Annotated in this window: 4 protein-coding genes; all 4 read left to right on the top strand. The window is 41.5% G+C overall.

The features are described 5' to 3' along the window. Nucleotides 1–248 precede the first annotated feature (248 nt). From sdhC to HUN22_RS16020, 4 genes are read left to right on the top strand one after another with little or no spacing between them, the layout of a single operon-like run. Complete coding sequence (sdhC, locus tag HUN22_RS16035) at nt 249–650, top strand: succinate dehydrogenase, cytochrome b556 subunit (protein ID WP_075384165.1); 402 nt, start codon at nt 249–251, stop codon at nt 648–650. After that, nucleotides 650–1,015, top strand: coding sequence for a succinate dehydrogenase, hydrophobic membrane anchor protein (gene sdhD / locus HUN22_RS16030; protein ID WP_000833672.1), 366 nt, complete (start codon nt 650–652; stop codon nt 1,013–1,015). The genes sdhC and sdhD overlap by 1 nt, the downstream gene beginning before the upstream one ends. A 12-nt stretch (nt 1,016–1,027) precedes the next feature. Then, a complete protein-coding gene (gene sdhA, locus HUN22_RS16025) occupies nt 1,028–2,863 on the top strand; it encodes a succinate dehydrogenase flavoprotein subunit (protein ID WP_002116225.1) in 1,836 nt (611 codons plus the stop codon). A gap of 14 nt (nt 2,864–2,877) precedes the next feature. After that, complete coding sequence (locus HUN22_RS16020; RefSeq protein WP_002116292.1) at nt 2,878–3,588, top strand: succinate dehydrogenase iron-sulfur subunit; 711 nt, start codon at nt 2,878–2,880, stop codon at nt 3,586–3,588. Nucleotides 3,589–3,701: the final 113 nt, after the last annotated feature.

Below are 3,701 nucleotides of genomic sequence, written 5' to 3'. Positions count from 1 at the left end.
ATTTTAAACAATGACATGATGTGTGGAAGTATCCTCTTTTTATAGAGGTAATTAGGGAATATTGTTATGAATGATTCTTATTTAATAGTTTTTTGCTGAAAAGGCAAAGTGGATTGTTTGTATTTTGATACTTCGCGTTTTATAATTCGGTGTCGTTTATAGGTTAGGCATGAGCTGTGCTTGCCTAACAATGCCAGCTTTCCTTGGAATTAATTCAACAAACTCCGGTCGGAGTTTCTACCTACAGGATGCCCGCTGTGAAAAGCAACAGACCTGTCAATTTGTCCATGGGTCAGGTGTTAGCGGTAAATTTACGCTCACCCGTGGCTATTGCATCAATTTTACACCGTTTATCAGGTGTCATCGTTTTCTTATTAGTACCAGTTCTCTTATGGATTCTAGATAAATCATTATCTTCACCAGAAGGATTTGACTACGTTAAAAATGTCGTTTTTGGAAATATCCTTGTACGTTTTGTTGTTTGGGTATTTGCAGCCGGCTTGATATTCCACTTTATTGCTGGAGTTAAGCACTTACTTGCAGATTTAGGTTTTGCTGAAGAACTGCAAAGTGGTCGTATTGCAGCGACAATTTCATTGATCTTATCTGTGGTAGCCATTATCGCAGCCTTTGTATGGATTATGTTCTAATGAAAAGTGCTACAGGTTTAACTGGTTCAGGTTCTCGTGATTGGTTTATCCAGCGTGTAAGTGCGGTTGTATTAGCAGCTTATACTGTTGTTCTTTTTGGTTGGATTCTCTGCAAAGGTGGATTTGACTATCAACAGTGGGCTGGCTTCATGATGACATTACCAATGAAGATTTTCTCTTTATTGGCAATTTTATCGCTTATCGCACACGCATGGATTGGTATGTGGCAAGTTTTCACTGACTATGTCACTACTCGTCAAATGGGTCCTTCAGCGAAAGGTTTACGCCTTGTACTGACGACGGCTGTCATTATTGCAGTGTTTGTGTACGCAATCTGGGGTATCCAGATTTTCTGGGCGAATTGATAGGAAGATATCATGGGCGCGATAACCCCTAAAGAAGATTATTCAAATATTCAAAACCTCACTTTCGATGCAGTTATCGTTGGTGGTGGTGGTTCTGGTATGCGCGCATCTTACCAACTCGCTCAAGCGGGTTTGAAGGTTGCAGTACTGACTAAAGTTTTCCCGACACGTTCGCACACTGTAGCTGCTCAAGGTGGTATCGGTGCGTCGTTAGGTAACATGCAAGAAGATAACTGGCATTTCCACTTTTACGATACAGTAAAGGGTTCTGACTGGTTAGGTGATCAAGACGCAATTGAATTTATGTGTCGTGAAGCACCAAAAGTTGTGTATGAACTTGAACACATGGGTATGCCGTTTGACCGTAACGCTGATGGTACAATTTACCAACGTCCGTTCGGTGGTCACTCTGCGAACTATGGTGATAAACCAGTTCCGCGTGCTTGTGCTGCTGCTGACCGTACTGGTCACGCATTATTGCACACGCTTTATCAAAGCAACGTGAAAATGGGTACTCAGTTCTTCGTTGAATGGATCGCTCTTGATTTGATCCGTAACGAAGCAGGTGATGTTCTTGGTGTGACAGCGATTGACCAAGAAACTGGTAACATCGCAGTATTCCAAGCAAAAGCGACATTGTTTGCTACAGGTGGTGCTGGGCGTGTTTACCGTGCATCAACAAATGCTTATATCAACACTGGTGACGGTCTTGGTATGGCTGCTCGTGCTGGTATTCCATTACAAGATATGGAGTTCTGGCAATTCCACCCAACAGGTGTTGCGGGCGCTGGTGTGTTGTTGACTGAAGGTTGTCGTGGTGAAGGTGCAATCCTTCGTAACAAAGACGGCGAACCGTTCATGGAACGTTATGCACCGACTTTAAAAGACTTGGCTCCACGTGACTTCGTATCACGTTCTATGGACCAAGAAATTAAAGAAGGTCGTGGTTGTGGTCCAAAAGGTGATTATATCTTACTTGATATGACACACTTAGGCGCTGACACAATCATGAAGCGTTTACCATCTGTATTTGAGATTGGTAAAAAATTCGCGAACGTTGACATCACTAAAGAACCAATTCCTGTAGTACCAACAATCCATTATCAAATGGGTGGTATTCCTACAAATATGCATGGTCAAGTGTGCTTACCTGAAGCAGGTACAGACAACTACACTAAACCTGTAAAAGGTTTTTATGCAATTGGTGAATGTTCTTGTGTGTCAGTACATGGTGCAAACCGTTTAGGTACTAACTCACTTCTTGACTTGGTTGTATTTGGTAAGGCTGCTGGTGAGCACATTATCGATTACGTAACTAAGCATCATGGTGATGAATATGCGCCACTTCCAACAAACGTATTAGAGCAAACTTTAGATCGCGTACGTAAGTTGGATGAATCAACTTCTGGTGAAAATGCGCAAGAAGTTGCTGATGCGATTCGTGATATCGTTCAAGACCACGCTGGTGTATTCCGTACTCAAGCTTTGCTTGATAAAGGTGTTAAAGAGATTCTTGCTCTTGAACCACGTGTGCGCAACATTCATTTGAAAGATAAATCTAAAGTATTTAACACTGCACGTGTTGAAGCGCTTGAAGTTGAAAACTTATATGAAGTTGCAAAAGCTACATTAATTTCAGCTGCTGCGCGTAAAGAATGTCGTGGTGCTCATACTGTAGTTGATTATGAATTGCCAGCTGATCACCCAACTTATTCATACGGTCGCCGTGATGATGAGTGGATGAAGCATACTTTATGGTATTCATCAGACAACCGTTTGGAATATAAGCCAGTGCGCTTCAAGCCGTTGACTGTTGATGCAATTCCACCAGCACCACGTACATTCTAATCGGGAGTATAAAGATGAGTAGAGGTACTCGTACATTCGAAATCTACCGCTATGATCCTGATAAGGATAAAGCGCCGTACATGCAAACTTTCAAGCTTGAATTGACTGATAAGCACCGTATGTTGCTTGATGCATTACTTGCTTTGAAGGTTCAAGATGAATCATTAACGTTCCGTCGTTCATGCCGTGAAGGTATCTGTGGTTCGGATGGTGTAAACATTAATGGTAAAAATGGTTTGGCTTGTTTATGGAATTTAAACGACCTACCTGAGAAAATTGTGATTCGTCCTTTGCCTGGTCTACCAGTTGTGAAAGACTTGGTTGTAGATATGAATCAATTCTATGATCAATATGACAAAATTCAGCCATTCTTGATTAACAACCAGCCGGCTCCACCTAAAGAGCGTTTACAGTCTCCTGAAGAGCGTGAACACTTAAATGGTTTGTATGAATGTATTCTTTGTGCGTGTTGTTCAACTTCATGCCCATCATTCTGGTGGAACCCTGATAAATTCTTGGGTCCTTCAGCATTGTTGAATGCATACCGTTTTATTATTGACTCTCGTGATACTGCTACGGCAGACCGTTTGGCTCGTCTTGACGATCCATTCAGTTTATTCCGTTGTAAAGGTATTATGAACTGTGTGTCAGTATGTCCTAAGGGTTTGAATCCAACTAAAGCAATCGGTCATATCCGTAACATGTTGTTAGATCAAGCGGGTTAATTCTGCACAAATAGGAAACGCACATCCTTGATGTGCGTTTTTTTTTAACTTTATAATACGCGTCTTATACTTTAGTCGGTAAAAGAGGGGTTTTTATATAAAGCACCATATAT

The sequence above is a fragment of the Acinetobacter lactucae genome (assembly GCF_013344765.1).
In the GTDB taxonomy this organism is placed as follows: Bacteria; Pseudomonadota; Gammaproteobacteria; order Pseudomonadales; family Moraxellaceae; genus Acinetobacter; species Acinetobacter lactucae_A.
This window is presented reverse-complemented; position numbering and strand designations above follow the sequence as displayed.